The 27,000-nt window shown below is 53.7% G+C and carries 23 protein-coding genes; 13 read left to right on the top strand and 10 right to left on the bottom strand.

Going from position 1 to position 27,000, the window contains the following annotated elements; genetic code table 11:
• Positions 1–8: 8 nt before the first annotated feature.
• The gene (locus HNV11_RS03220) at positions 9–986 is read right to left on the bottom strand and encodes a GlxA family transcriptional regulator (RefSeq protein WP_171738285.1); all 978 of its coding nucleotides are present in this window, start codon (positions 984–986) and stop codon (positions 9–11) included.
• 148 nt (positions 987–1,134) lie between these two features.
• Here HNV11_RS03220 and HNV11_RS03215 point away from each other — a divergent pair, with 148 nt between their 5' ends.
• On the top strand, positions 1,135–1,404 hold the full coding sequence (locus HNV11_RS03215) for a hypothetical protein (RefSeq protein WP_171738284.1): 270 nt from the start codon (positions 1,135–1,137) through the stop codon (positions 1,402–1,404).
• 112 nt (positions 1,405–1,516) lie between these two features.
• Here HNV11_RS03215 and HNV11_RS03210 read toward each other — a convergent pair whose 3' ends face one another.
• From HNV11_RS03210 to HNV11_RS03200, 3 genes are all read right to left on the bottom strand, one after another.
• Positions 1,517–2,335: a peptidoglycan-binding domain-containing protein gene (locus tag HNV11_RS03210; protein WP_171738283.1), complete on the bottom strand. Its 819-nt coding sequence runs from the start codon at positions 2,333–2,335 to the stop codon at positions 1,517–1,519.
• A gap of 89 nt (positions 2,336–2,424) precedes the next feature.
• Positions 2,425–4,815, bottom strand: coding sequence for a bifunctional YncE family protein/alkaline phosphatase family protein (locus HNV11_RS03205; RefSeq protein WP_171738282.1), 2,391 nt, complete (start codon positions 4,813–4,815; stop codon positions 2,425–2,427).
• A gap of 96 nt (positions 4,816–4,911) precedes the next feature.
• A complete protein-coding gene (locus tag HNV11_RS03200; protein ID WP_171738281.1) occupies positions 4,912–5,706 on the bottom strand; it encodes an alpha/beta fold hydrolase in 795 nt (264 codons plus the stop codon).
• A gap of 97 nt (positions 5,707–5,803) precedes the next feature.
• On the opposite strand from HNV11_RS03200, the gene HNV11_RS03195 reads away from it, so the two are divergent.
• The 7 genes from HNV11_RS03195 (at position 5,804) to HNV11_RS03165 (ending at position 12,016) form a co-directional block, all read left to right on the top strand.
• Positions 5,804–6,073 carry a hypothetical protein gene (locus HNV11_RS03195; protein ID WP_171738280.1) on the top strand — a complete coding sequence of 90 codons (270 nt, stop codon included), beginning with the start codon at positions 5,804–5,806 and terminating at the stop codon, positions 6,071–6,073.
• Between the two features lie 21 nt (positions 6,074–6,094).
• The gene (locus tag HNV11_RS03190) at positions 6,095–6,361 is read left to right on the top strand and encodes a hypothetical protein (RefSeq protein WP_171738279.1); all 267 of its coding nucleotides are present in this window, start codon (positions 6,095–6,097) and stop codon (positions 6,359–6,361) included.
• 40 nt (positions 6,362–6,401) lie between these two features.
• On the top strand, positions 6,402–6,800 hold the full coding sequence (locus HNV11_RS03185) for a DoxX family protein (RefSeq protein ID WP_171738278.1): 399 nt from the start codon (positions 6,402–6,404) through the stop codon (positions 6,798–6,800).
• Between the two features lie 72 nt (positions 6,801–6,872).
• Complete coding sequence (locus HNV11_RS03180) at positions 6,873–7,583, top strand: hypothetical protein (protein WP_171738277.1); 711 nt, start codon at positions 6,873–6,875, stop codon at positions 7,581–7,583.
• Between the two features lie 218 nt (positions 7,584–7,801).
• Positions 7,802–9,280 carry a Fe-S cluster assembly protein SufB gene (gene sufB / locus HNV11_RS03175; protein WP_171738276.1) on the top strand — a complete coding sequence of 493 codons (1,479 nt, stop codon included), beginning with the start codon at positions 7,802–7,804 and terminating at the stop codon, positions 9,278–9,280.
• 295 nt (positions 9,281–9,575) lie between these two features.
• Positions 9,576–11,456, top strand: coding sequence for a gliding motility-associated C-terminal domain-containing protein (locus tag HNV11_RS03170; protein ID WP_171738275.1), 1,881 nt, complete (start codon positions 9,576–9,578; stop codon positions 11,454–11,456).
• Between the two features lie 104 nt (positions 11,457–11,560).
• Positions 11,561–12,016: a hypothetical protein gene (locus HNV11_RS03165; RefSeq protein WP_171738274.1), complete on the top strand. Its 456-nt coding sequence runs from the start codon at positions 11,561–11,563 to the stop codon at positions 12,014–12,016.
• A gap of 51 nt (positions 12,017–12,067) precedes the next feature.
• On the opposite strand, the gene HNV11_RS03160 is transcribed toward HNV11_RS03165, so the two are convergent.
• Complete coding sequence (locus tag HNV11_RS03160; protein ID WP_171738273.1) at positions 12,068–13,798, bottom strand: S41 family peptidase; 1,731 nt, start codon at positions 13,796–13,798, stop codon at positions 12,068–12,070.
• 228 nt (positions 13,799–14,026) lie between these two features.
• The gene (locus HNV11_RS03155; protein WP_171738272.1) at positions 14,027–16,000 is read right to left on the bottom strand and encodes an acetoacetate--CoA ligase; all 1,974 of its coding nucleotides are present in this window, start codon (positions 15,998–16,000) and stop codon (positions 14,027–14,029) included.
• Positions 16,001–16,277: 277 nt separating this feature from the next.
• Here HNV11_RS03155 and HNV11_RS03150 point away from each other — a divergent pair, with 277 nt between their 5' ends.
• The 4 genes from HNV11_RS03150 (at position 16,278) to HNV11_RS03135 (ending at position 21,403) form a co-directional block, all read left to right on the top strand.
• On the top strand, positions 16,278–18,218 hold the full coding sequence (locus tag HNV11_RS03150; RefSeq protein ID WP_171738271.1) for a pseudouridine synthase: 1,941 nt from the start codon (positions 16,278–16,280) through the stop codon (positions 18,216–18,218).
• Positions 18,219–18,320: 102 nt separating this feature from the next.
• Positions 18,321–18,962, top strand: coding sequence for a deoxyribose-phosphate aldolase (locus HNV11_RS03145; RefSeq protein ID WP_171738270.1), 642 nt, complete (start codon positions 18,321–18,323; stop codon positions 18,960–18,962).
• 602 nt (positions 18,963–19,564) lie between these two features.
• Entirely contained in the window at positions 19,565–20,650 is a 1,086-nt protein-coding gene (gene gcvT / locus HNV11_RS03140; protein ID WP_171738269.1) for a glycine cleavage system aminomethyltransferase GcvT, read from the top strand.
• Between the two features lie 42 nt (positions 20,651–20,692).
• The gene (locus tag HNV11_RS03135; protein WP_171738268.1) at positions 20,693–21,403 is read left to right on the top strand and encodes a 2-phosphosulfolactate phosphatase; all 711 of its coding nucleotides are present in this window, start codon (positions 20,693–20,695) and stop codon (positions 21,401–21,403) included.
• 61 nt (positions 21,404–21,464) lie between these two features.
• On the opposite strand, the gene acpP is transcribed toward HNV11_RS03135, so the two are convergent.
• Positions 21,465–21,704, bottom strand: coding sequence for an acyl carrier protein (acpP, locus tag HNV11_RS03130; protein WP_171742048.1), 240 nt, complete (start codon positions 21,702–21,704; stop codon positions 21,465–21,467).
• A 119-nt stretch (positions 21,705–21,823) separates the two neighbouring features.
• Here acpP and HNV11_RS03125 point away from each other — a divergent pair.
• Positions 21,824–22,575, top strand: a protein-coding gene (locus tag HNV11_RS03125; protein ID WP_171738033.1) for an IS5 family transposase whose coding sequence is annotated in 2 segments (ribosomal slippage) — positions 21,824–22,139 and positions 22,139–22,575 — 753 coding nt in all. Because the reading frame shifts where the segments join, the coding sequence is not laid out codon by codon here.
• Positions 22,576–22,627: 52 nt separating this feature from the next.
• Here HNV11_RS03125 and HNV11_RS03120 read toward each other — a convergent pair.
• The 3 genes from HNV11_RS03120 to HNV11_RS03110 form a co-directional block, all read right to left on the bottom strand.
• The gene (locus HNV11_RS03120) at positions 22,628–23,962 is read right to left on the bottom strand and encodes a TolC family protein (protein ID WP_171738267.1); all 1,335 of its coding nucleotides are present in this window, start codon (positions 23,960–23,962) and stop codon (positions 22,628–22,630) included.
• Positions 23,963–24,030: 68 nt separating this feature from the next.
• The gene (locus HNV11_RS03115; protein ID WP_171738266.1) at positions 24,031–25,635 is read right to left on the bottom strand and encodes a DHA2 family efflux MFS transporter permease subunit; all 1,605 of its coding nucleotides are present in this window, start codon (positions 25,633–25,635) and stop codon (positions 24,031–24,033) included.
• A gap of 89 nt (positions 25,636–25,724) precedes the next feature.
• Positions 25,725–26,843 (bottom strand): HlyD family secretion protein, encoded by a 1,119-nt coding sequence (locus tag HNV11_RS03110; protein WP_171738265.1) that lies wholly within the window; start codon positions 26,841–26,843, stop codon positions 25,725–25,727.
• Positions 26,844–27,000 lie beyond the last annotated feature (157 nt).

The raw sequence follows: 27,000 nt of genomic DNA, 5'->3' as shown, positions 1-27,000 counted from the left end.
AGACTTACTTATACCTGCATCTCCCGGTTATACTTGTTGCGATACTCAACGGGCGACAAACCAGTGATTCGCTTGAATGTAGAGCGGAAAGCCTTGGTATCGGTATAGCCAACTTTGTACATCACCTCGTTGACATTCTCCCGGGATGACTCCAGACTGATTTTGGCGGCTTCCATTTTCACGCGCTGTATATACTCCACGATCGTATTAGCAGTAGCCTTTTTAAACCGGCGTTCAAAATTCCGACGGCTCAGCGCCAGCATAGAGGTTAATTGCTCAACGGTGATTTTATCCTGGTAATTCTTCTCGATAAACTCCTGGGCTTTCTTTATGGGCTCATCTTCATGCTCTTTCTGACCCTGGAAGATGGTAAAGGACAACTGGTTGTCCCGTTCTATTTCAATAGCAAATACCTTGGCCGATAGAATTGCCATATCCCGACCGGCGTATTTTTCGATGAGGTAAAGAATCAGGTTCAGATAGGAAAACGCTCCTCCGCTGGAGTAGATTCCCTGCTCGTCGGTGATGATCTTTTCGGTCACCAGGTTTACGTCCGGAAACAGTTGCCGGAAATTGTTCGTCGCCATCCAATGCGTAGCGCACTTTCGACCTTTGAGTAAGCCCGTCGAAGCCAGCAGAAAAGCGCCCAGACACAGGCTGGCAATCTCAGCGCCTAGGTTATATTGATTGATCAGCCACGGAACAAAATCGCGGTTGGCCGCTAACGCCTGGGTGATTTCCCCATCAATAGCGGGAATAATGATCAGGTCGGTTTTAGCTACCTCCGACAGAAGCCGGTCGGTGTTTACTGTAAATAGACCCCCGCTCAGGAGAGTTTCCTTTGAAAGACCAACTAACTGCACCTCGAAGATGGGAGCCTCTCCCCTGGCTCTGACAAACTCATTCACTTGCGTTAAGAGCTGACGGGAGCCTTCGAGACTACCCAAAATAGCGCCTTCAGGTACTAAAATCGATATGTGCTTCATACGTTAAAAATAGGCAAAATTAATGCCGCAATCAACCCTTCAGATTGCCGTATTTGCACCCTTTTTAATTGAAATGGGTCTTGTACATTTGTCACAGATTCTCTTTTTTCCGACCAGTTAACGGAGCTTAGTCCAGACTAGCAGCGCAATGGTTGAAGTCTTTAAAACCGATGTCCGCAGCCCAACGCAGGCAAAGCGGCTCATTGATCAGATTCATAGTACCTACACCAGCTATCAAGCCAATTTTGATCTGGACGATTGCGACCGAGTCCTGCGCGTCGAATGTCCATCTGGAGTCGTAGAATCAACTTCATTGATTACCCTGCTAAGGGCAGCGGGTTTCGGCGCGGAAATCCTGCCAGACGATGTTCCGGCTTCAGAACCCATAGTGCCGGCCGGTAGCCTGTTCACTTGCTAAGCCTGGCGACGTGCAGGGGTAAATACGATTAAACAGGGGTTTGGGATGTAACAGTCTAAAATTTTTGAAGCAGCCTGGGCGATTCCGCAGTGCGTTAACCCACCCAAATCACTCATAAACCCTCAATTGAAAACACATCCAGCGTAGCTTTCTGAAAGTTACGTACGCGGGCAAATACGGCCGTACCGTTGCTGCCCCCTTTCGAATCGGTATTTCCTTCTATCGTTTCCAGCACATCACCCGACACGGACGTAATCAGTCCGGCGTGGAACCAGTCGTTGACAGGCCCTGCGCTGCTACGAAGCAGAAACACGTCGCCCGGACGGGCCAGCCGGGAGTCTTTACGAAGTTTTGCGTTATCGATGAGCCGCCCGCTCTGCTGACCGCTCAAAGCCAGTTGATCGCAACTGAGCGTATGAGGCATGATGACCGTAAACGCCCGGCCAAAGCCTGAAGCGGCCTGATCGAGAATGGTCTGCACAAACCCTACGCACCATTTGAACGGTTTGCCTTCCAGTCCATCGCAATACGACCGCACCCAGGGCCCCAGGTTCGTCTGCTCTTCGTTCACGTGGAGTTCGGCCGATCGTTGCCGGAGGTGCATCTGTGCAATCCGAATAACGGCCTTTCGCACGTCGCTGGCAGCCGGTTCGGTCTGGAAAGCGGTGGATAAGGGTTCACTCAGCGCGGCAAACAGGTCGGGCGTAACTCTGCCTGTCTGGGGCCGTTTGATTGCCCGCTCGAAGTTCCGCACGGCCCGCTCGGTGGCTGGTCCAAAATCTTTGTCTAACGTCGTGTTCAGGGCTACGTTCGGAAATCGCTGCGCGTTTAAGCAAAGCCATTCCTGTACGCGCTGAACATCGAAACCTTTACTGCCCTGCTGAAGCGTGGTTGCCAGCTGGGCTTCTTTCCGAAACGCAGTTTTGATCATGACAGAGGAAGATAACCCGTAACAGATAATCCGTTGCGGCTGATTTTTCAGCAACAATACCAAATCATCGGCTACCGGCCAGCAACTCTTTATTCATCGTCATCATCGTCGGCGGCAACGATCACAAAAGCGCCCCGCTTCGGTGCGGGCATAACGGAGTTTTCGCCCTTAACCGCTTTCCAGATAATCTCGTTGAACAGCCGATCGTCTATTTTGTCGGCGTACCGAAGATCCATTTTCTGCGATTGTTTAGCCGATTCGGTCATGGCCGTATTCTTTGCTTCGAGATCGACGTTTGCCGGGAGATGCGTGTAGGGCGTCAGTGTAGGTGTGCTGGTAAAGCAGGCAAACATGGGCAGGGCAGCCGCATCGTACTGGCTCATGGGCGGCAGGCCCAGAATCAGCTCTATCGTGCGGAGCATACCAGAAGTTGAATACATCGAATGCTCGACGTGCCGACGCTTCGTGTAGGGACTGATGACGAGCGCGGGCGACCGGTGCGCATCGACATGGTCGGCCCCATTCTGGGCATCGTCTTCCAGGATAAACACCGCCGATTCTTTCCAGATCGAGCTTTTGGACAGGTGCTCGACGAATCGACCAACGGCCAGGTCATTGTCGGCAACGTGGGCGGCTGGCGTGGGGGCTCCAATCCGGGCTCCGCTGGTATGGTCGTTCCCCAGCCGAATGCTACTGAAATGGGGCACGGCGTTGCTGGCAATCAGCGAGTCAATGTCTTTTTTCCAGATCTCGACGCGATCAATATCTTTGATTTTCAAATCATAATCGGGGTAGTTCGGGGCAAACCGGCCATCCAGCGCCGACCCTTTCCGTTTTGCATAGGCTTCAAACTCGCCGTAGCTGCGATAACGTAAACCGGCCCGCTCGCAGTAATCCCAGATGAAGCCTTTTTTGGGATAGGCCGTCGGGCGGCTACCCTCAAAATCATACGTACCACCCCGCCCACCATAGCTCGTCGGCCAGACTTTCTCAACGTAATCGGTGGCGTAAGCGGCCGTACTCCAGTTATGACCATCGGCACTCACCTCAGCGTCGACATAGAAGTTATCCAACAGCACGAACTCACGCGCTAGAGCGTGCTGATTCGGCGTAATTTTCTCTGGAAAGATACAGAGCGACGTATCGCCATTGCCACTCGCTATATCCCCAAAGACCTGGTCATAGGTCCGGTTTTCCTTGATAATGTAGAAGACGTATTTGATCGGCGAGTTTTTGGCACCCACCTCCCTGGGAATCGGGTTATTAACCTCACCAGCTGCCAGTTTTTCTTTCTCCTTAGTGTACGGCGTATTCTCATAGACCAGCTTCGACAAGCTAGTCAGGTCAGTAGCTTTCGGTAGCTCAAACAGCGATAAGGTGCCCTTGAATAAGCCCGCAATATATTCCGTACCTGACTCCCGGCGTTTGTAAGGATTGGGTCCGTTCGGGTTTGCCTGTGACGAAAACCCTTTCCCGTTGGCAACCATAACTTTTTTGCCCACTACTTTCACGGCAGTCGGGTACCAGCCCGTTGGAATAAAACCCAGCGACCGGCTGCGACCCGGCTTCTCTACGTTGAACACCGCCAGGCAGTTGTTATCTGCATTGGCAACCAGCAGCGTTTCGCCGTCGGGCGTCAGCGCCAGTCCGTTGGGCGTGCTGCCCGCCAGGGCATTGGGGTACAGCGAGGTGGTAATGATTTCGAGCACCCTGCGAGTCTTTGTATCAATCACCGATACGGAGTTGTCGTTTGCATTGGCTACAAACAGGTACTTCCGGTCGCGCGTAAACACCATATCGTTCGGGTGGCTACCGGTCCGGATCTCACCGGTCAGTTTCTGCTGTTTAGGGTCGTAGATAACTACCTTCTCGGCTCCCCAGAGCGAAATATACAGCTCATCGGTACCGGGCTGACGCAGGCAGGTGTAGCCCTCTGCCGGCAGCTTGATCCGGTTTTTGATTTGTTTCGAAGCCAGATCGCAGACGTACAGGGTGCTGTCATCTTTCGTTACGGCATAGAGGGTCGAACCGGTCCGGTCCGTTTCGATACCCGCCACCCACAGGCGGTTAGGCCAGGGTTTACCCAGCACCACCGAGTCGATTTTGATCAACTGGTCGCCCGTTACGTTATAAATTAACACCCGGTTGTCGTTGCCGCCCGAAGCCAGCAGCCGCTTGCCGTCCGGGCTGAAGCATAGCCCCACCCACGACTTTTTGATTTCGACTTCGCTCAGTACCTTCTCGTTGACTACGTCGATTAACTGAATCGACTGGGTGCTTTGTCCATTATTGGTCACAGCAAGTCGTTTCCCGTTGGGTGAAACGGCCAGGTTCAGCGGCAGATCGCCCAGGGGCAGTGACCTGCCCACCGGCGTCAGACTCCAGCCGTTGGGCAGGGTCAGGCGCTGGGTTGTTTTCGGGATCTGCGCCCTAACAAAAAGGGGCGAGACAATCAGGAGGAAGGCGAGCAGGCGATGCATTGGAAGTTGAGTTTCAGGCAAAGATAGAGCGGATTGGGCTGGTTAATGTTACGGTGCTATTAAGCCGATCACCTGCTGTTTTTCCAGAACAGGGCATCAATTCCGAAGGAATTCAACCACGGCTTTGGCGAATTCCGGCGTACTCATGGCCGCGCCGTGGTTGCCCGGCACAACAACCAGCCGCGAGCCGGGCACGGCATCAACCAGCGACTGCGGGTCGCCGTTATCGCGGTCCTGATCGCCATTGACGACCAGCAGCGGCACTTTTATTTTGCCCAGTTCGGCGCGGGTGGCCGTGGGCTGAAACTCCTGCAAACGCGCCAGCACAACCGTATCGGCTCCGGTTCTATTCGCGTAATCAATAGCGCCCTGCAACTCAGGATGGCTACCAGGTCTGGTCAGTGCTTCAAAAAAATTCTTACGTCGGTACCAGTCGGGAGCCGTAAAATCGGCGCTCATGCCACCCATTACGGCCCGACGAACCTGCTTGTCGAGCGTAAGGAGTTTGGCAGTCAGGATAGCTCCGCGCGAGTACCCCACGACGTCGTAGTTGGTCAGTCCGAGGTGTTTCATGAGTGCCATTACGTCTTTCAGCTCGGCATCGTCGCGGTACGCTTCGGCAGAATGGGGTTTATCCGAGCGGCCATTGCCACGGAGATCCAGCGTTACAACCCGAAAACCCGCATCGGCCAGCGCCTGCCACACGGGAGCCCGCTTCCAGCTTTCGCCATTCGTGATGAAGCCATGCAGCAATACCACCGGCTTTCCCTCACCAATGACGTCGTAATGAATTTTGGTACCATCGAAGGACGTAAATAACGGCTCACGGTTCGTCTGGGCGTTGGTCAGCAGCGAAATTAACAGGCAGGCAATCAGATAAAACGATCTCATGAAATCACGGAATAAGGGATTAATAATCCAGGGATTGAATAAGCCTAACCTTTCGTCATTCTACCGAGTTACTAGTACAGACAAACGCTCAACGATCATGGTAACCTTAATCGATCACCTAACCCCCAGCGACGATGTCGAGCTGATTGGCTCACGCATCGGTCGCCTGGACCCCGACAATTTCAGTAACCAGAGCGGTGCCGCGATGGAAGATGATGAAGCCGATGAAGCGGACGACGTAACCGAAGACAATGGCCTGTATGATGAGCCTACCGATGAAGACGGCGACCCTACCGGCGAACACGATCATCATCAGGATGATAATTACGCCTTAGGCGGCCACGTAACCCGGTCGGGCAGCGTGTAGAACCCTTAATTTTAAAACCCGATGAATTCAACCAATAATCATGCGTATAACCCTGCTGAAGATGAAAACCAGGGGGTGCTAACCAAACTGGCGCAGGGCGAAGAAGCCAACAACGGCGTGTCGCAGGTGGAGTACATGAACCCCGTCAGGGCGCAGGGACCCGAACCCGTCAAAGAGGAAGTTAACGACTCAGACACCGACGCCAACGGCGTTAGTAACGCCCTGCTGGAGGCAGAAGACGTAGCAAATGGCGACGTAGAAGTTGATACCGGAGACGAAACCGATTAACCAGCGGCCTGCGTCCTGTTGCCGATAAGCCAATGATTGTATGAATAACCTAAGTGCCAATCAACTGGCCCAGCTCGTTATCCGGATCGGGCTGGGCATTAATATGCTGATGCATGGCCTGGTGCGCCTGCCCAAGTTAAAAACATTTGTGGCCAAAACGGGGGCTGGTTTCGCCAACACCATTCTGCCCGAACTACTTACGTCTGCGTTCCTGTATACATTACCCTTTGTTGAACTGACTAGCGGCATACTAATTCTGCTGGGTGGCCAGTTTAGTAAATGGGGCTATTTTCTGGGCGGTCTGGTTGTTGGCGCTTTGCTGTTCGGCACGACGCTGAAAGAAGACTGGGCCGGGGCGGGTAACCAGCTCGTGTATGTTATCGCGTTCTATCTGGCCCTGCGTGGTCTGGATAGCTCAGGCCGGAGCCATTACCGATAACATTTTTTTGGCTGGCAGTTCCAACGCTTTCAGACAGAGTCGAGTCCATACAGGAAACAAATCGAGTTAGTCATGAAATCAACGTTGTTACTGGCCTTCATTCTCCTGGGAGGCCTGTTCGTATTCACCGCCTGCACCAGCGATAGTGTTTCACTACAGCCAAATCAGCCCGGCGTTCTATACCAGTCCAATTTCCAGCAGAACAGCGACGGCTGGGAAGCCGATTATACGGATTATGGCACGCAGATCGCCGATATTCAGTTTCAGTCGGCCTGGACAACTTTGCCTAAACCTCTCGACACCAGCCGTAAAGCCATCATGCTTTCGAGCATGAACCGCAGCGATGACGTGTTTATGTTCCTGAAAAGGAAGCTGACCGGTCTGCAGCCCAATACGGATTATAAATTATTGTTCGATATTGAACTGGCTTCGTCCTACGCCAATAACTCGGTCGGCATTGGTGGTTCACCAGGTGGCAGTGTTTTTCTGAAAGCAGGCGCGTCGGCCAGCGAACCGAAAAAGCAGTTGACCAATGGCTTTTATGAACTCAGCATTGACAAGGGCAATCAGTCTACGGGTGGTCGCGATGTTACGTTGCTGGGTACCATTGGAGCAGGCGATGACGTAACCGATTACAAACTCATTACCCGCAGCAATAGCGATAACCTCCTGACGGCACGCACCAACGCCCAGGGCGAACTCTGGCTCGTTGTTGGCACAGACTCGGGATACGAAGGGTTAACAACCCTGTATTACAGCAGCATCAGGGTAACGGCCAGATAAAGAATCGCTCTTACCAATTTAAAAACGGCTACCGACAACATAATCGGTAGCCGTTTTTAGTTTAGCTCATTATATTCCTACGCAAGAGCAGATAGCGATCCTTTTATCCAAAATCGCAGAAAGTTTCCGATATTTGTCCAATCTGCCCGGAACGTACCATACCGACAGATTGTTAAAAATATATCGCAACGGTGCAAAAAACCACGCGACAACTGACTATGAGCAAGGACGTTGAAATTTTAGAGAGTATTACCAACTCCGAGTATAAATACGGATTCGAGACGCTGATTGAGGCCGATGAAGCCCCCGCAGGTCTTGACGAGGGCACCATTCGGTTTATATCCGCTAAGAAAAACGAACCTGAGTGGTTGCTCGAAAACCGCCTGAAAGCGTTCCGGCTCTGGCAGGAAATGATCGAACCCCACTGGCCTAACGTCAAATACCCTAAAATTGACTACCAGGCCATTAAATACTATTCGGCACCGAAGCAGAAGAAAACCGTTGGCAGCCTGGACGAAATTGACCCCGAACTGCTGGATACGTTTAACCGGCTCGGTATCTCGCTGAGCGAACAGAAGAGGCTGACGGGTGTTGTCGATGAACCGCAGGGCGAACGTCCGCAGGTAGCTGTCGATGCCGTCATGGACTCGGTTTCGGTAGCAACGACATTCAAAAAAGACCTTGCTGAACGCGGCATCATCTTCTGCTCTATTTCGGAGGCCGTACATGAGCACCCCGAACTGGTGAAGAAATACATGGGGTCGGTGGTTCCGGCGAAAGATAATTACTTCGCAGCCCTCAACGCAGCCGTGTTTACCGATGGTTCGTTCTGCTATATTCCGAAGGGCGTTCGTTGCCCCATGGAGCTTTCGACCTATTTCCGGATCAACGCGGCCGGTACGGGTCAGTTTGAGCGGACGCTGATTATTGCCGACGAAGGCTCGTATGTCAGCTATCTGGAAGGCTGTACGGCACCCATGCGCGACGAGAACCAGCTCCACGCAGCCGTGGTCGAACTGATTGCCCACGCCAACGCCGAGATCAAATACTCGACGGTACAGAACTGGTATCCCGGCGACAAAGACGGCAAGGGCGGTATTTACAACTTCGTAACCAAGCGCGGTATCTGCGACGGTCCGAACGCCAAGATTTCGTGGACGCAGGTCGAAACCGGTTCGGCCATTACGTGGAAGTATCCTTCGGTTATTCTGAAAGGCGACAATTCCATTGGCGAGTTCTATTCAGTAGCGGTTACGAACAATATGCAGCAGGCCGATACGGGCACCAAGATGGTGCACATTGGAAAAAACACCAAGAGCCGGATCGTGTCGAAAGGCATTTCGGCGGGCAAAAGCCAGAACTCCTACCGGGGGCTGGTCCAGGTGCTGAAACGGGCCGAAAACGCCCGTAACTACTCACAGTGTGATTCGCTGCTGCTGGGGGATAAATGCGGTGCGCATACTTTCCCGTACCTGGAGGTAAACAACCCCTCGGCTACGGTTGAGCACGAAGCCACTACCTCGAAGATTGGCGAAGACCAGTTGTTCTACTGCAACCAGCGGGGTATTCCGACCGAACAGGCCGTTGCCCTGATCATTAACGGCTATGCCAAGGAAGTTTTGAACCAGTTGCCGATGGAGTTTGCTGTGGAAGCTCAGAAACTGCTGGCGATCAGTCTGGAGGGCAGCGTTGGTTAACAGATAGCCTTAATAATTTTGATATAGAGCCTCTGCGGAAACGTAGGGGCTCTTTTTATGTTAACATGCTCAACCATGTGTCTGATTTTATGAAATATCCGAAGCCGATCCGTCAGATTTTAAACCAGAAGACCCTGCAATCTTTTTTAGTGGGAACGACGCCGGATGGAACCGGACGATTTTAGGACTAGCCGTTTACGAACCTTAAATCGACCGTTAAAAAAGCATTAACCCATTCTGAATCAGTTTTTCCGCCGTCGTTGTAACTTCGTATTCGTTGCGACTGTCGGGCGTCATGGCTAAACGACTATGGTATCTGATTGGCGGCTGGCTAGCGCTGGCGGCACCATCTCCCCTACGGGCTGACCACCTCGTCGGGGGTGACCTGACTATGACCTATCTGGGCAAACCGGGTTTGTTTCGTATTACCATGAACCAATACTGGAATGAGACGAACAACACCGGCGATTATAGCAATGACGCGCAGCAGGAGGTGTTTGTTTTCAGTCGGCGGACCAACACCTTCATGAACTCTATCCTGCTTCGGCAGACCCATAAACAACCCGTTACGTACCAGAACCCGGCCTGCGCCAGGGCCAATCGGCTGCAAACGGTTGAGGTTCGATTTGACAGCCTGTTTCAGTTCGACAGTCGCTATACAGATCCGGAAGGCTATTACCTTGTCTGGGAGCGTTGCTGCCGAAATGGGAGCGTAATGAACATCCGTAACCCAGCGCAAACCGGTTTTGTACTCTATCTTCAGTTCCCGCCCCCAACGGGCGAAACGCCTAACTCCAGCCCGAACTTTACGCTGGCCGCAGGGGATTACGTTTGTCTGAACCAGGCGTATCAGCTTAATTTCAGCGCTCAGGACAGCGACGGCGACCAGCTAACCTACCGGCTCGTGACGCCCTGGGCGGGCTATACCAACCCTGCCCAGCGACGCGGTACAGTTATTTCCCGTTCCTCCTACCCAACCGTTGTCTGGCAGGATGGCTTCAGCGATGGTGCCGTTATACCCGGTCCGGCCCCACTGCGTATCGATCCAAACACCGGCATACTGAGCCTTACAGCCGGACAAACTGGGCTGTTTGCCTTCGCGGTGGAGGTGACGGAATCGCGCAACGGGCATCCGATTGGTGTAGCCCGCCGGGAATTCCAGCTTTTAGTGACCGACTGCTCCAAAACGCTCCTGTCCCCACCGGTTATAACCCGCAGCGGCCAGCCTGTAGAAACCGTTACGTTATGCGATACCGATTCAGCGACGCTGGCCGTGCCGCCCGGTACCGATTACACCTATCAGTGGCAGCGTGATCGGGCCAACCTGCCCAACGCTACGTCGGCTACGTTTACAGCCAGCGTCCCCGGCCTTTACACCGTGGTCAAGAGCGCGACCGGAGGCTGCGCCCGCGATACCGTTTCGCAGCCTGTACAGGTCATTCGGTCGACCGCGACGACCGTACGGTTCGATTCGCTGTTACCCATTTGTGAACCAAATATCAGCCCAATAATGCTGACCGCCAGTCCGTTGGGTGGCCAGTTCACTGGTCCCGGCGTAACGGGAACCCGGTTCGACCCAGCCATAGCCGGAGTTGGGCAGTATGTCCTGACGTACAGCGGTACGGATGCGGCCGGGTGTCGGTTTTCCGCCAGGCGAACAGCAATTGTCCAGCAACCCGTCCGGTTAACCGTACCTACCGGAATCAATCTCCGGCGAGGAGATACCGTTGTTCTGGCAGCGTCGTCCAGCGAGCCCCTTGCAACAGCTGTCTGGTCGCCCTCCAACGGATTAAGCAATGCCTATGTTCTACGGCCCGGAGCCAGTCCACAGCAGTCACAAACCTATGTGCTGCGGGTAACAACGCCCGCCGGTTGCACGGCTACCGCCGAGGTGCCCGTTACGGTACTGGGAGGTGTGCACATACCGAGTGCGTTCTCGCCCAATGGCGACGGCCTCAACGATACCTGGGAGCTCAAAGGCGTCATCACCCTGCCAACCTGCGAGGTAACTATATTTGACCGCTGGGGAAGCGTTTTATTCCATTCAACTGGCTATGCCCAGCCCTGGGATGGCACCCATCAGGGAAAACCGGTAGAACGGGGCGTTTACACATACCAAATTCGGCTGACTGACCAGCCTGGCACGTACCGAGGCAGCCTGACCGTGCTTCGCTAAACTTCGTTGTACTACGTATTCAGTACCTGATCCGGCAGAGCCAGACGGTCAGTTTAGGGCTCGGTGAGCTTTGTTTATACCTGGAAAGTTGTTGTTTTGCGGGCATGAAACATGTCCTACTCATGCTGCTTCTCGGCAGCGCCGTATCTGCCTTCGGTCAGGCCTCAGTCGCTTATTATCCATTCAGCAGTCTCGTTACGGTCAGTACCAACGCCGACCGGGCCCTCTGGCTCGACGCCCGCGTGCAGACTAATACACTGTTTGGCTCACTGAGTACCACGCTTTGCCCGATGGTTAACGTGGTTCGCCGTGATCAGGTCAATTATTACACTGGCCTGGGCGTTCGCTTCAACCCACTTAACGGATTGGATAATCGCGATGTGCTCGAAGGTTACTCTCTGCACGTAGGGGTTCGGGTCAAGCCTATTCCGTTTATGCCTAATCTACGCGTAGCATTCGAAATTGCACCTTATTCCCGCAAGGATTTTAAGGTCGGCAACCTGCAGTCTTTCCTGGGTTTTGCCTACCAATTCAGCAAAAAAACAGAGGTCTTTAAATAAAAAGCGAAAGGCAGCTCATCGGGAGCTGCCTTTCGCTTTTATCTGATTCTGCTACTTACGTTCGGGCTGGTTGTAGGTAAACATACCGTGTTCGAGCTTGGTAGCCCGATCGAAGAGCTTTAAGGCCTTTTGATAGGTGTCATCCGCTTCGCCCATTACTTTAAAGTACTCATTATTCAATCCCCCCTTGTTACCCTTCTGGTAGATATACCGGGCTACCAGCGCTTTGATCTGAGTCCGGATATAGTTTTTCGAGCGACTATATTCCTTTTCGTTAAACTTAATGCCTTCCGCACTGGCGCCTTTCACCAGTCGGACCATCTGCTCGTCATCAATCAAAACGGCTTTGTCAAATTCGGCAAAGGGCAGTTTCTCCAGCTTTTTCCGGTTATCATTCGTGTACTCAATCGCGAACTCACGGATGATGTTCTTGCCGTACAGCTGCACCAGGTAGTTCGTCTGCCAGGAAGAATCGCGCGGAATAAAATAGTCCGGCGTAATACCACCACCGCCATAGACGACCCGGCCATGTTCCGTCTTGAACCGCTTGGATGGATCATTCTTGATTGAATCGGCAATGTAATACTCACCACGTTTGGAGCGCAGTTCGAGGTCTTTCTCATAATCGCCTTCTTTCCCAGGCAGATACGGTTTCTGAATGCTCCGACCGCTTGGCGTATAATAGCGTGAGATGGTCAGCCGAAGTTCAGAACCATCAGATAGCTGCACCGGCATCTGCACCAGCCCTTTTCCAAACGACCGGCGACCCACAATCAGGGCGCGGTCGTGGTCCTGCAATGCGCCCGCTACAATCTCGGAGGCCGATGCGCTGCCTTCATCAACCAGCACAACCAACGGGCCTTCTTCAAACTGACCGGCGATGCGGGCGAAAGTCTGACGGTCGTAGCGGTTGTCTTTCCCGTCGGTGTAGACCAGCAGTTTGTTACCTGCAATAAACTCGTCGGCAATGCTCGTCGCGCGATCCATGTAGCCACCAGGGTTGTTACGCAGATCCATCAGCAGTTGGGTCATACCCTGTGCCTTCAGCGAGGCCAGCGCCGTTTTAAACTCGTCGTAGGTCGTTTCCGAGAACCGGTTAATCTTGAGGTACCCCGTTTTGGCATCAACCATGTAGGCCGCATCAACGGAGTAGGTCGGAATCCGGTCGCGGGTGATGGTAAACACCTTCGGTTCTTTCTCGCCTTTACGTAGGATCGTCAGCTTTACGTCCGTGCCACGTTTGCCGCGCAGGGCTTTAAAAACGGTACTATTCTCAATATTACTACCCGCCAGGGGCGTGTTGTCGACTTTAATGATCTTATCGCCACTCATTATCCCGGCCGTTTCGGAGGGACCGCCCGAAATCGGCGTAACGACGTAAACCGTGTCTTTATAGATGTTGAACTCGACCCCAATTCCGTCGAAGCCGCCCTCCAACTGGGCGCGGGCGGCCACTGCGTCCTGCGGGTTCATGTAGGCCGTATGGGGATCAAGCTTTTCGAGCATTTTCTCGATGGAGTAGTCGACCAGTTCATCGGTGTTGACCGTATCGACATAATTATTCTCGATCAGCTGCAGGATTTCGCGGTACTTGGTGTAGCCCCGCCCGATGGTGTTCAGGCTCTTGGCTCCGCCGAAAAACGTAGCACCGATGAGCATGCCCCCAGCCAGCGTAATGCCCAATAGCATGGGCAACCGAACCGTTGCTTTATCATTGTGAATCCGGCCTCTGGTGCCTTTTTGCCCACCCGGTTCATGGTTGAAGTCCTGTCCTACTTCCATTCGCTTTTTCCCCTTCCTTAACTCGTCCACTATTATCTTCCTAAACGTTTGGAATATAGCGAAATGTTTACCAGAATTTTCTATATGGCACAAAAAAACAAGTAACCTCAAAACGCCACCAGCTAACGGCCAATTCCAACCGGTGTTCAGTCCTGTCGTTTCTTCTGACTTCCTTATTTCGCTACCTTCCTATGTCCCCAACGGGTTGTCAGTTGGCATTGCCAGCCCTTATCTTGAGATTATAAATCCGGTGAACTGATCCAGCGATGCCGGATTACGCAACGTGTCTTTGCTGGTTGCCAGTGATGCGTCCATACCAGACAGGATTTTTTTGACCGGCGTTTCCAGTTTCTTCCCACTGATGGTATAAGGCACCTCACCGATTGGGTAAACAGCGTCCGGCACGTGACGCGGACTAAACCGACTGCGTAGGGTTTGCTTGATTCGGGTAATTAATTCGTCACTGAGCGTAAAACCTTCGCGCAGGACCACAAACAGGGGCATAAAATAGCGACCACCCGGCTGCTCCAGCCCCACAATCAGGCTATCGGCAATCTCGGGGAGACTCTCGACGGCGCTGTAAATTTCACTCGTCCCGATCCGGACGCCATCGCGGTTGAGCGTAGCATCCGAGCGTCCCGAGATGATCACCCCGTTCCGCTCAGTGATTTGGATATAATCGCCGTGCCGCCAAATGCCGGGGTATTCGGTGAAATAGCTCTTCCGGTAACGTTCATTATTGGGATCGTTCCAGAAATAAATTGGCATGGACGGCATCGGCTCCAGAATGACCATTTCGCCCAGTTCGCCCCGCACCGGCTTCGCGTTCTCATCGAAGGCTTCAACTTTACTGCCCAGCAGCCGGCACTGAATCTCCCCCTCATAAACCGGCAGCATCGGGTTGCCGCCCACAAACCCGCTGCATACGTCCGTGCCGCCACTGAATGAAATCAGCCAGACATTCGGCTTGACCGCATCGTAAATCCACCGGAACCCTTCGGGCGGCAGAGGTGACCCCGTGGAGCCGATTGAACGCAGGTGCGTTAGTTTATAGCTGCCACCGGGTTGTAGCCCCTCGCGCAGGCAGGCCAGATAGAAAGCAGCTCCGCCCCCGAAATGCGCAATCCGGGCGTCTTCGGCCAGTTTCCAGAGCACATTCAGATCAGGATAGCCGGCGGCTCCATCGTAGAGTACAAGCGTAGCGCCGACAAGCAGGGACCCAACGGCGAAGTTCCACATCATCCAGCCGGTAGTGGAATACCAGAAGTACCGCTCCCCTACGTGAACATCCTGGTGCAGGGCCAGCACTTTGAGGTGTTCAAGCAGACAGCCGCCAACGCTGTGCGTAATGGCTTTAGGCTTGCCGGTTGTTCCCGATGAATAAAGCACCCAGATGGGGTGTTCAAACGGCACCGGCTCAAACTCCAGTCCATCGGGCGCGGGTGTGTCCAGCACGTCTTTCCAGAGCGTTGCCCGTTCGAGCTTGCTGCTGGCATCCAGATACGGCACCCAGATGACCCGCTGCAGCGTGGGCAGACTGACACGCAGCTCCCGCATGGCCTCCGTCTTATCAATGGGTTTGCCATTATACGTATAGCCATCGGCCGCAATCAGTACCTTGGGTTCAATCTGCTGAAAGCGGTCAACAATACTGGCCGTACCAAAATCAGGCGAACAGCTCGACCATACCGCGCCAATGGCGTTGGTGGCCAGAAACGCCACTACAGCCTGCGGAATGTTCGGCAGTACCGATACAACCCGGTCACCCACACCCACGCCCTGCTGCCGCAGATAGGTCGCCACGGCTGCCACCTGCCGTTCCAGCGTATCCCAGGAGATAGCCACCAGCCGCTGCCGCTCGGAGGCAAACAGCAGGGCCGCCCGCTGGTCGTTTTTGTGCCGGAACAGATACTCGGCGTAGTTGAGCGTAGCGCCCGTAAACCATTCCGTGCCGATCATTTCGCTCCGGTTAGGTTTCAGCACAACCTCATGATAAGGCGTATGGCTCTGAACATCGAAAAACTGATATATACTCTCCCAGAAATCTTCCAGATCCGTTACCGACCAGTCCCACAGATCGTCGTAATCCCGGAAATACAATCCTTTTTTGATAAACAGCCAGTTCATGTACTGTTTCAGAATGGATTGGTCGACGGTGCGCTGGTCAGGCTTGTAAAGAGGAGTTAAAGTTGGGCGAGGCATAGGGTGCAGCAGGAGTAAGGACCACGGTAGAGCAAATGCTGACGGTCAATGCCAATCCGGCACCGACCGTCAGCACCCTACCCCCTAAACGTTTTTATGCAGACTTCTTGCGTCCGTGGATTGTTTTTTTACGAAAATGCGTTGTAGCTCAGACAGACAGGATATAGTTACTGGCGAAAAGCCCTAACTTTGCGTCCCTTTTTGATTACGCTTCAGCCTGACCGCTGATTATCAGCCTATCGATTAAGCACAACAGTACGATTTACTGTATTTTTCCATGAATCAGGATTCAGAACAGAACCGCGACGGCGAACCAGTACGCCGGGGCGATCGTTCCTTCGGCCGTCGGGATGACGACCGCACCAATGACCCGCGCGATGGCGGGCAAAGCCCCCGGTTTAGCCGTAGCGGGGATGACCGCAGCGACGAGCGGCCCCGTTTCAACCGCGATCGGCCGGACAGCGACCGGCCTCGTTTTAACCGCGACGACCGCAACAGCGGAGGGGCACGTGACAATGACCGCAGTGACCGCCCGCGCTTCAACCGCGACGACCGCAACAGCAGTTCGGAATCACGACCACGTTTCAATCGGGACGACCGCAATAACGACAACAACCGGCCACGCTCCAACCGCGACCGGGATACCAACTCTGACCAGCGCACCTGGTTTAACCGGGGCGACCGCGACAACCGTTCTAGCGACTCGGAATCGCGCCCTCGGTTCAACCGCGACGATCGGAACAATGAGCGGCCCCGCTTTAATCGCGAGGACCGTTCTGGCAACGATCGGCCACGCCGGAGCGGTGACGCTCCCCGCTTTGAGCGCAACAACGACCGGTTCGGCAATGAGCGTCGGTTTGGCGACCGCGACCGGAACACCGACCGTAAAGAAAATGACCGGCCGCGGGTCAACCGCGATGACCGGTTCGGCAGCGAACGGCGGTTTTCGGATCGGCCGGATAGCGACCGGCCTCGCTTTAATCGGGACGACCGCAACAGCGGAGGGGCACGTGACAATGACCGCAGTGACCGCCCGCGCTTCAGCCGCGACGACCGCAACAGCAGTTCGGAATCACGACCACGTTTCAATCGGGACGACCGCAATAACGACAACAACCGGCCACGCTCTAACCGCGACCGGGATACCAACCCTGACCAGCGTCCCCGCTTCAACCGCGAGGATAAACCCCGGTTCAGCCGGGACGATAAGCCCTTTAAGCGCGTAGGTGGTTTTAATCGGGAAGCCGACGAACGGAACAACGGCGACCGCTTTAACCGCGACAACCGACGTAACGACAACCGGGATACAAACCGGAACGCCGAACCTTCCCGGTTTTCGAGCGAACAGCGTAAAGAATCGGGTGACCGGCGCACGGGCCAGTATAGTAAAGCGCCCAATTATAATCTGGAGCAGAAACCGTTTGAACGGCGGCATGATAACGATGATCGTCGTAAACCACAGTCACGGCAGGATGATAAGCCGAATCGCACGGCGTCTGAAGATCAGAGTGGTTTAACCCGTCTGAATCGCTACATCGCCAACTCGGGCGTGTGTTCGCGCCGGGAAGCCGATGAACTGATTGCGCGGGGTGATATTTCCGTCAACGGAAAAGTTGTCACGGAGATGGGCTTCAAGGTCAAAGAAGGCGACACGGTGAAGTACGGCACCAAGGTGCTTAATCCGGAGCGGTTTGTGTATGTTCTGCTGAACAAGCCGAAAGATTATATCACCACCACCGAAGACCCGGAAGAACGTAAAACAGTGATGGAACTGGTGGCTGATGCGGGCAACTTCCGGATGTATCCGGTGGGTCGTCTGGACCGGAACACCACGGGTTTGCTGTTACTGACAAACGACGGCGAATTGGCCGATAAGCTGACGCACCCGTCGAACAACATTCGCAAAATCTACCAGGTGGAGCTGGATAAGCCCATCACGGACGAGCACTTTGAAGCCATTCAGAAAGGGCTGGAGCTGGAAGACGGTCCCATCAAACCCGACGCGCTGAGCATCGTTACGCCCGACGCCCACGTAATTGGCATCGAAATACACTCGGGCCGGAACCGGATTGTACGTCGGATTTTTGAGCACCTCGGTTATGAGGTAACCAAGCTCGACCGCACGACCTACGCCGGTCTGACTAAGAAAGATCTGCCGCGCGGCAAGTGGCGCTTCCTTGACCCTAAAGAGGTTGTGAAGCTGAAATACTTCAATTAGAGCCAGCGCCCAAACAATAAAACGAGTGAATGAGTAGTCTTCGGACAGAACTCATTCACTCGTTTTGTTTTACTGCCTACCGGCAATTCCGGTACTGTCAGCATGAATCATCTTTTCCCCTATATCGAACGGACACTGCTGCACCCCGGCGTAACGATCAGTGAGCAGTATGAAGTGCTGGATGAGGTAACGCAGCTTAGCCTGGCGGGCATGACCGTAGCGCCGTTCTGGGTTCGCAAGTTCCGGCGCGAACTCGGCGATAAGCACCCCGCCGTGCTTGCCACAGTCATAGGCTATCCATACGGTTACCAGCGCACCGAAGCTAAACAACTGGAACTTGAACTGGCACTGAAAGACGGAGCCAGCGAGATTGAGGTTGTTGTCAACACGTCGGCTTTGTTTTCGTCCTCGTCGGGCTGGCTCAAGATTGAACTGGCGAAACTCGTGGCCCTTGCCCATGCGCAGGAAAAACTGCTTACGGTCATCCTCGAATCAACCCTGCTCGATTCAGACCAGATCAACAGACTGATCAAACTCGCTGCTGATGCCGGTGCTGACTTTCTGAAAAACGCAACTGGTACCCTTCAAGCTGCGTTTACGCTGGAAACAGCCTTGCAATTTCGACGCGATGTGCCGCGCTCGGTGGGTGTCAAGATCGTAGCCGACGGTGCCACCGAGGAGCAACTGGAAGCGCTGGTAGCCGCCGAAGTTGACCGGTTATCATTAAGCCATCGGCCAGATTAAGTCTATTGTCGGGCTTGGCTCAAGCCAAATGCTCCTTTTCTGTATACCAAATGCAGCTCATCAATAATTTAACCGACCAAGAAGCATTGCCGATAGTAAAAGCTACCAACGGGCACTGGAAACCGGGCGTACATCGTGGCAGGGCAGTTCGGGTTTGGTATACGTTACCCATAAATTTCGCTCTGCAATGATGTTTGCATGGTGAACGGGTTTTTTTAACGTAAAGGGTGTCCAGACAGTTTTATGTTTGGCCGGAGCGACCGTTTACTTATTCAGGAAGTTCTGCTAAAGCAAATTAGCCTGGCTCATAGTCTTTCTGACGACGCAGTAGCGACTCTAAAACATCTGTTAACGTAAGCCTTATTAGCCATGTTGGGGTTCCCGTTAATGCTGATCATATTCATTATCGGCGTAAGCATTGCCGGTTATATGCGGTATCGAACGCTAGATAAGTATAAACATACGCCCAAGAAATAAACCAACTCAGCATAGCCTTCAGCTTAACAGGCGACTTCCCAGCCTGGACTGTGTCAATACACACTTGTGCCTAACCGCACTTTCTCCGCGATTTTCGGTAAATTTGCCGGATAACCTCCGCGCAGATGTCGCTCAAGCAAGTCCCTCTCCATCACATTCATCAGCAGTCAGGCGCCAAGATCGTGCCGTTCGCGGGCTTCGAAATGCCTGTTCGCTACTCATCCGACCTCGACGAACACAACACCGTCCGTAACGCCGTCGGTATTTTCGACGTGTCGCACATGGGCGAGTTCATCCTCAAAGGCGAAGGAGCACTGGATCTGATTCAGCGCGTATCGGCCAATGACGCCAGTACGCTGTTCGACGGCAAGGTGCAGTACAGCTACCTGCCCAACGGTCGGGGCGGCATCGTCGATGATCTGCTCGTGTATCGGATCAGCGAAGTCGAGTACATGCTCGTCGTCAACGCGTCGAATATCGAGAAGGACTGGAATTGGATCAGTGAGCACAACACCCAGGGCGTTGACATGGTCAACATCTCCGACGGTATGTGTCTATTTGCTGTGCAGGGGCCACTGGCTGCTAAAGCGCTCGAATCGCTCACGCCCGCCGATCTGGAAATGACGTATTATACGTTCGAAAAAACTGATTTTGCCGGCTACGCCAACGTAATTGTTTCGGCAACGGGCTATACCGGCGCGGGCGGTTTCGAGATTTACGTGTCGAACCATCAGGCCGAGGGCGTCTGGAACGCCATCATGGAAGCCGGAAAACCCTACGGGATCAAACCTATTGGTTTAGGAGCCCGCGATACGCTTCGGCTCGAAATGGGCTATAACCTTTACGGCAACGACATCACCGATGAGACCTCCCCCCTGGAAGCGGGCCTGGGCTGGGTCACCAAATTCACCCATGATTTCATCGACGCCGATCGCCTGAAGCAGCAGAAAGAGCAGGGCGTTGAGCGCAAGCTAGTCGGTTTTGAAATGATTGACCGGGGTATTCCGCGGGGCCATTATGAGCTGACGGATGCCGACGGCACTAAAATCGGTGAAGTTACCTCCGGCACCCAATCGCCCACGCTCGGCAAAGGTATCGGTCTGGGTTATGTACCGGTTGCCTTCAGCAAACTTGGTTCTGAACTGTTCGTGAAGGTTCGGGACAAACTGCTCAAAGCTCAGGTCGTTAAACTTCCCTTCGTAAAAAAATAATGTCTGGATGGAGATTGTGGAATCTCCATCAGACGGCCTTGTATGAAACAAATTGACGTTTGCTTAACGCCCGACCTGCTGCATTTGCACACGACTGAGAACACTATTGTCGTTGTCGCCGATGTCTTCCGGGCGACTTCGTGCATGGTTACAGCCTTTGCGCACGGTGTAGCTTCTATCATTCCCGTAGCGACGATTGATGAGTGCCGCGTCTGGCAGGAACGGGGGTATCTGGCCGCTGCCGAGCGGAATGCCCGCAGAGTCGATGGCTTTGAACTCGACAATTCGCCGTTTACGTATATGGACGATCGGATTCGGGGTGCCAACATAGCCATGACCACTACCAACGGAACATTGGCCATTACGCGCTCACGTAACGCCGTGAAAGTGCTGGTCGGATCGTTTCTAAATCTGGACGCAATTGCGCGCTACCTCAAAACGGAGCCGTACGACGTGCTGGTACTCTGCGCGGGCTGGAAAGGACGGGTGAACCTGGAAGATACGCTATTTGCCGGGGCGCTGGTTGACCGGCTGAAAGACGGGTTCGCCATGGCCGAAGACAGCGCCATTATGGCCAATCGGCTCTACTGCGACGGGAAAAACAATCTGGTGAGCTACATGGCCAACGCATCGCACATCCGGCGGTTGCAGCGGCTCGGCATTCAGAAAGACATCACCTACTGCCTGCAACACGATCTGTACGATGTGGTTCCAGTGCTCAGGGGCACCGCGCTAGTTAGTATGGCGGTGTAGGTTTGGTTTACTAACGAAGTGGAGCTGATGACCCTGAGTCGTTCAGCTCCACTGTTGTTTATTAAGCATTCACGGTTACCTGCTGCTCATATCTCAGGTACTGCAGAACGCCCTGCAGTGTGGTCAGCTTCGAATAGTCTTCATCGGGAATCCGGACGCCAAATTCCTGTTCCAGTTGCATTATTAAATCCACCGTATCGAGGCTGTCCATGCCCAGGTCCCGGACAAAGTTTACGTCGTCGGTGATGGCGGTCTCCGAGATGCCAAAGTTTTTGAGAATTTCTATAACGCGTTCTTTCATCATAGTTGTTTGCTCTACGGCTCTGTTGTTCGATATCAATTTCCTAACGTCTGCTCCTGAAAGTTATTAGGGCGTGTTGACAATTAGGTAAATATAGGAATGATTGGGAATTTTGTGCCATGCGTCGCTACGAGATTACGGACCAACAATGGCAACAAATCGCCCACTTACTACCCGGCAAAGTCGGTCATGTGGGCCGTTCAGCCGTCGATAATAGACTATTTATCAATGCGGTAATCTGGATCGCCCGCTCGGGTGCCCCTTGGCGGGATTTACCCGAGCGGTTCGGGCCCTGGAACTCGGTCTACCAACGCTTTCGACGCTGGGCTAAAGCAGGTGTATGGAAAACTGTTTTTGACGAGTTGCAGGAACCGGACTTAGATTGGCTAATGATTGACTCCACGACGGTGCGGGCGCACCAGCATGCAGCTGGTCAAAAAAAAGCGATCCTGCCAGCGAGTGCTTAGGTCAATCGGTGGGCGGCTGGACGACTAAGATTCATGCCGTTGTTGACGCCTTAGGCAATCCTATGCGGCTTATTCTCAGCGTCGGACAGCGAGCGGATATTACCCAGGCGAAGGGTTTATTGACTGGTTATGAAACAGATGCGGTGTTAGCGGACCGAGGCTATGATGCCAACGAATTGATTGATTGGTTAACAGAGTCCCATACGCAAGTGGTGATACCATCCAAAAAGAATCGACTGGCAGATCGACAGATTGACGAAAACTTGTACAAAGAGCGCAACCAAGTGGAACGCTATTTCAACAAGCTCAAGCAATACCGGCGGGTCGCTACTCGCTATGAGAAGACGGCCGTGAGTTTTGCTGGATTCATTTATCTGTCTTCGGCTTTGATTTTATTAGCTTGATTGTCAACACGCCCTAGTTCGCAAAAGCATCTTTGTTGTTCTGCGGGCCAGTTTAAAAAAGTGTTTCGCCTAAAAGTCGCTTCAGTTCCAGTTGATTCAGCAGCAGCTGATACTGAAAATTCAGTCGGCCCAGTTCGGCTTCCTCTACACCAGTTTCGGCGCTTTGCAGTTCAACATTCGTAATGACCCCATTACGCAGCCGGGCGTTGGCAATCTGTAGCGCTTTCCGGGCCTGTTGCACCTGCGTTTCGAGATTGGCCAGCCGCGTCTGGTTGCTGCGAATGTCGGCGTTTAGCTGAGCGATGTTCTGGCGCAGCTGCGCGTTGGTATTCTCGACGGCGTAGCGGCTCGCGTTCAGGTTGAGTTGAGCCGCCTGGTTCTGAAGCTGATAACGTTTTCCGGCGTAGATGGGCACGCTGAGTGCTACGCCAGCCGCTACGTTGAACTTAGGCGTATTGATTTCAGGCAGATAGCCGTTGCGATAGCCCGCCGAGCCCGAAAAGCTCAGACTTGGCCGCCCCGTCAGTTGATTAATCAATACGTCAGTTTCGGCCTGCCGAACACGATCCTGCGCCAGTTGCACCTCTTTATTACCCGCCACAACCGATTGCAGATCGCCATCCAGATTATACGGCTGTGTGGTTATGTTACGGCCCGCCATTTCCAGATTGAACTGACTGGCCGCACCCGCAACGGTCGGGTTCAGATTGCCGGTCAGGTACGTCAGAAGGGCGATTTGCCGCTCCAGCTGATTCTGAATTTCGACCCGGCGGTTCTGCGCCGTTTTCACCCGAACCTGCTGGGTCAGCACGTCGTATTCGAGCGCATCGCCGTTTTGCAGCCGCGTTGCCAGCAGCCGGACGTTCGCGCCCGCCGTTTTTATGACCGAATCCTGCACGGCCAGACTCTGTTGCAAAAACCCGATGCTGTAGTAGGCAGCCGCCACCTGATACGCCAGGTTCTGCTGCGTAATTTCCAGACTCCGCCGAAGAATCTGCGCGTTGCCGGTGGCCTGCTGAACGGCCGCGTTGGTCCGTCCCCAGTCGTAGATAGTCTGTCCAACGCCTACGTAGGCATTGACATTATGATTGGGCTGAAACTGAATAGTGCGGTTTACCCCATCTACCGGCAGGGTAGCTTTGGCAACCGGCGTCAGGTATTGGTACGATGCGTTACCGTTTACGTTTGGCTTCATGGCCGAACGGGCAATATCAACGCGCAGGTCGCCAGCCTGGATTTGCTGCTGCTGTTGTTTCAGCACCGAGTAATTGGCATTGGCCTGCTGAACCAGAGCGCGCAGATCGTCCGGCACCTGTATGGCCTGATTCTGCGCCTGTACGGTACCGGCGGCAAACAAACTGGCAATTATTAATACTGTTGGTTTCATAGTTGATCAGGTGTTAGTAGCCCGAATAATCTCCGGCCTAGGCTGCCGGAAGCTGTCCGGACCCAGTATCAGTGAGCGGCATCGGCGATAGCCTTGGCCGTAGCGGCATCTACTTTTTTGCGTTTCAGGAGTAGCAGGAGCGGTGAGGTCACCACAAAGAACATACCCGCTAACTGGAACGTATCGAGGTAAGCCAGCATCAGCGCCTGCCGCGAAATAATGGCATCCAGGGTTTTATAAGCGCCCGAAACCGCATCGAAGGCGTTCATGCCACGGGCGACCAGCCCCTGGGTCAGCGCAGTGATTCGCTCAGTCGTAATCATGTCGCCCGGCTGGAGGTTAGACACCAGATCGCTACGGTGCACGGCCGTGCGTTGCGTAACATAGGTATTTGTGATCGCTACACCGAACGCTCCGCCAATCTGCCGCATCATGTTGACGATGGCAATACCCGTGGGGAGCTGACGCGGTTCCAGCGTCGAAACCGACTGGTTAATGAGCGGCACATTCACCAGCGCCAGACCAATTCCGCGGATGATGAGCGCCTGAATAAAATCTCCCGACGACGCATCGGCGTTGTAGGTCGACATCATGAAGCAGAACGACCCGAACGCTACGTACCCCAGCGCGACAATCAGCCGGGGCGAAACTCCCTTCGCCAGCATCCGGCCCACGATAGCAAACATCGGCAGGGTTACCAGACCACCGGGAATAAGCAGTTGTCCGGTCTTGGTCGCCGTCAGCCCCACAATCCGCTGGGCAAACAGCGGAAAGAGCAATACAGACGTAAACAGTCCGTAACCGACGACCACAATCAGAATCGACCCGATGGTCAGGTTGCGGTTTTTTAGTGTCCGCAGATCAACCACCGGCTCTCGGGTGCCTCTCAGTTCCCACCAGACGAACAGAGGGATGGCAATAATGGCCGCCACCGATAGCCAGAGAATCGTTTTGCTATCGAACCAGTCGTCGGCTTCGCCCCGCTCCAATACGTACTGTAAACTACCGATACCTACGGCCAGCAGCAGAATACCAATCTGGTCGATATGGATGGCCCGCCGGTTAATGTTGATCTCATCTTCTTTTTTGTCGATAAAGGTCGAACTCATGAAGACCGCCAGAATACCAATCGGCACGTTGATATAGAACATCCAGCTCCAGTGGTAGTTGTCAATGATATAGCCTCCCAGCGTAGGACCGAGCGTAGGACCCAGGACAATCCCCATCCCAAACAGAGCTGACGCCACAGGACGCTGGGCAGGTGGAAAAGCGTCGAACATCAGGCCCTGCGACGTTGACAGCAAGGCCCCTCCCCCAACGCCCTGCAAAAAGCGGAACAGAATCAGCATCCACAAACTGTCGGACAACCCGCACCCGTAGGACGCTACCGTAAACAGAATAATGGAGCCGATGTAATAATTTTTCCGGCCGAAGTACCGCTGCAGAAATCCCGTCATGGGAATGACGATGACGTTGGCAATGGCGTATGAGGTTACCACCCAGGCCACATCCTCAATCGTAACGCCGAGATTACCAGCGATGTCGGTCAGGCCGACGTTCACAATGGATGTGTCAATTAATTCAATAATAGCCGCCGAAATGGCCGTAACGACTACAGCCCACCGGCGCAGCCCCATCGGTGGGGCCGGTGGGCTCATGGTTTGAGTTGCCATAATTAAAGGAGAAAGAAAAGAACGGCGACAAAGACGATAAGCAGTCGGAAGTGAGTTTCATGGCCTGCTCCGCCCCTCCCCGCTTTTCGTTAATCAGCTACGCGCACTTCAGCCTCAACGCTCAACCCCGCGCGGAGTTGATTTCTGTATTTCTCCGGGTTCTGGATCTCGATTTTAACCGGCACCCGCTGGGTAATTTTCACGAAGTTCCCCGATGCGTTGTCCGGCGGCAGCAGCGCAAACCGGGCACCCGTTGCTTCAGAAAGCGAAGCGATCCGGCCTTTGATGTCAAGGTCAGGATAGGCATCGAGCTTGATGTCTACCAGCTGGCCAAGGTGCATCTTCTCCAGCTGCGTTTCCTTGAAGTTGGCAACGACCCAGAACGTCGAGTCGGCCACGATGGTGAAGAGGTTCTGACCGGGCTGTACGTACTGGCCAACCACTACGTTTTTCCGGCCGATTTTTCCATCAATCGGGGCGGTCAGGCGGGCATAACCAACCCGTAGCTTAGCATTATCGATGGCAGCCTGCTTCACTTTCAGCACGGCCTGAATCTTCTGGATGTTCGCCTGCGCTTTGGCGATACCCGCCTGCGCAATTCCCTGCGAGGTGCGGGCAAGGCTAATCTGCTCAACATTAGCGGTATACTGCCGCGTCTGTACGTCGGCTGCACTCCGCGAATCTTCCAGTTGTTTCTGGGTCAGGGATTGTTCCCGGTATAAATTTTGATCCCGTTTCAAATCATTTTGTGCCTTATCACGCCGGGATGCCTGTACGTCGGCGTTGGATTGGGCAACACGCAGATTCTGCGCTACGTTGCGGGCGCTGGCCTGAGCGTTCTGCAAATCGGCCCGGGCGTTTTCCAGATCAGCCAGCGACTGCTGATAATCGGCTTCAGCCTGGGCTAGTGCTACGTCGTATTCCTGCGGATCGATCGTTACCAGTAACTGGCCTTTTTTAACGTTCGCATAATCGTCAACACTAACCGACTGCACATAACCTGCTACACGAGCCAGCACCGGGGCAGAATTTCCCTCAATCTGCGCATTATCAGTCGTTTCATACTGTTGGCTATGCCGAAACGCCTGGTAGCCAAAGTAGCCGCCGACCAGTAGCACCAGGCCAATAATGATCCGGGGCAAATACGTCCGTAAGCCGCTTTTTTCCTCTGTGTCTGTTATTTCTTCCTTAGTCATTACCGTTGCCATACACGTATCTATCGAAAGGGAAAACTGGGGTTTGTGATAGAACAAATTTCATAGTCAACCTTTTTGACTATTATCGAACAAAAGTAAACTGAGTTGACTATAAAGTCAAACAGGTTGACTATATTTGTCAAAGTTTCTCTAAAAAATTGTTCCGGTT

The sequence above is a fragment of the Spirosoma taeanense genome (assembly GCF_013127955.1).
Classification (GTDB): domain Bacteria; phylum Bacteroidota; class Bacteroidia; order Cytophagales; family Spirosomataceae; genus Spirosoma; species Spirosoma taeanense.
Note: the sequence above shows the minus strand (reverse complement) of the source record. Positions and strands in the feature narration are given on the sequence as shown.

Bases quoted from the DNA above. Each gene is read 5' to 3' on its own strand.
- HNV11_RS03220 (WP_171738285.1), bottom strand. From the start codon at position 986: ATGAAGCACATATCGATTTTAGTACCTGAAGGCGCTATTTTGGGTAGT.
- HNV11_RS03215 (WP_171738284.1), top strand. From the start codon at position 1,135: ATGGTTGAAGTCTTTAAAACCGATGTCCGCAGCCCAACGCAGGCAAAG.
- HNV11_RS03210 (WP_171738283.1), bottom strand. From the start codon at position 2,335: ATGATCAAAACTGCGTTTCGGAAAGAAGCCCAGCTGGCAACCACGCTT.
- HNV11_RS03205 (WP_171738282.1), bottom strand. From the start codon at position 4,815: ATGCATCGCCTGCTCGCCTTCCTCCTGATTGTCTCGCCCCTTTTTGTT.
- HNV11_RS03200 (WP_171738281.1), bottom strand. From the start codon at position 5,706: ATGAGATCGTTTTATCTGATTGCCTGCCTGTTAATTTCGCTGCTGACC.
- HNV11_RS03195 (WP_171738280.1), top strand. From the start codon at position 5,804: ATGGTAACCTTAATCGATCACCTAACCCCCAGCGACGATGTCGAGCTG.
- HNV11_RS03190 (WP_171738279.1), top strand. From the start codon at position 6,095: ATGAATTCAACCAATAATCATGCGTATAACCCTGCTGAAGATGAAAAC.
- HNV11_RS03185 (WP_171738278.1), top strand. From the start codon at position 6,402: ATGAATAACCTAAGTGCCAATCAACTGGCCCAGCTCGTTATCCGGATC.
- HNV11_RS03180 (WP_171738277.1), top strand. From the start codon at position 6,873: ATGAAATCAACGTTGTTACTGGCCTTCATTCTCCTGGGAGGCCTGTTC.
- sufB (WP_171738276.1), top strand. From the start codon at position 7,802: ATGAGCAAGGACGTTGAAATTTTAGAGAGTATTACCAACTCCGAGTAT.
- HNV11_RS03170 (WP_171738275.1), top strand. From the start codon at position 9,576: ATGGCTAAACGACTATGGTATCTGATTGGCGGCTGGCTAGCGCTGGCG.
- HNV11_RS03165 (WP_171738274.1), top strand. From the start codon at position 11,561: ATGAAACATGTCCTACTCATGCTGCTTCTCGGCAGCGCCGTATCTGCC.
- HNV11_RS03160 (WP_171738273.1), bottom strand. From the start codon at position 13,798: ATGGAAGTAGGACAGGACTTCAACCATGAACCGGGTGGGCAAAAAGGC.
- HNV11_RS03155 (WP_171738272.1), bottom strand. From the start codon at position 16,000: ATGCCTCGCCCAACTTTAACTCCTCTTTACAAGCCTGACCAGCGCACC.
- HNV11_RS03150 (WP_171738271.1), top strand. From the start codon at position 16,278: ATGAATCAGGATTCAGAACAGAACCGCGACGGCGAACCAGTACGCCGG.
- HNV11_RS03145 (WP_171738270.1), top strand. From the start codon at position 18,321: ATGAATCATCTTTTCCCCTATATCGAACGGACACTGCTGCACCCCGGC.
- gcvT (WP_171738269.1), top strand. From the start codon at position 19,565: ATGTCGCTCAAGCAAGTCCCTCTCCATCACATTCATCAGCAGTCAGGC.
- HNV11_RS03135 (WP_171738268.1), top strand. From the start codon at position 20,693: ATGAAACAAATTGACGTTTGCTTAACGCCCGACCTGCTGCATTTGCAC.
- acpP (WP_171742048.1), bottom strand. From the start codon at position 21,704: ATGAAAGAACGCGTTATAGAAATTCTCAAAAACTTTGGCATCTCGGAG.
- HNV11_RS03120 (WP_171738267.1), bottom strand. From the start codon at position 23,962: ATGAAACCAACAGTATTAATAATTGCCAGTTTGTTTGCCGCCGGTACC.
- HNV11_RS03115 (WP_171738266.1), bottom strand. From the start codon at position 25,635: ATGGCAACTCAAACCATGAGCCCACCGGCCCCACCGATGGGGCTGCGC.
- HNV11_RS03110 (WP_171738265.1), bottom strand. From the start codon at position 26,843: ATGGCAACGGTAATGACTAAGGAAGAAATAACAGACACAGAGGAAAAA.